Here is a 397-nt window from a genome sequence, read left to right as displayed (position 1 = left end):
AGTACCACCTGATCCGGCTGCTCAAGACCCGTGGCAGCAACGGCCTCTTCCTCTACCTGGTGCTGGACTCGAGCCGGGCGAACCTGGCGATGGCCCGCCACCAGCTGAAGAAGATCGAGGCGGAGCTGGAGGTCTGAGGCTCAGTACCGAGGGCTCCGTAAGGGGGACTCCGCACTGAACTACGTCAGTACGGGAGGACTCCATGCGGGAGAACTCCGCACCGGAGAACTCCGTGCGGGAGAACTCAGCGTTGGAGGAATCCGTACGGGAGGAGCCCCTACGGGAGGGCTCCCTACCCTCCTCCGGAGCTGCTCAGCGGGAGGTCCGTGCGCCTCCCGCACCCCTCACCGGCGGCGACGCCGCGCCCCGCCCGGCGCGGCGTCCCCCGCCTCCGGAC

The 397-nt window shown here is 69.0% G+C and carries 1 pseudogene; it reads left to right on the top strand.

Annotated elements, in window-relative coordinates:
• Positions 1-202: 202 nt before the first annotated feature.
• Positions 203-397: pseudogene (locus tag RNB18_RS53205) on the top strand (hypothetical protein); the annotation flags it as partial.

The organism is Streptomyces doebereineriae, assembly GCF_031845645.1.
GTDB classification, from domain to species: Bacteria; Actinomycetota; Actinomycetes; order Streptomycetales; family Streptomycetaceae; genus Streptomyces; species Streptomyces canus.
The sequence above is the reverse complement of the archived record's forward strand: the minus strand, read 5'-3'. Positions and strand labels throughout refer to the sequence as shown.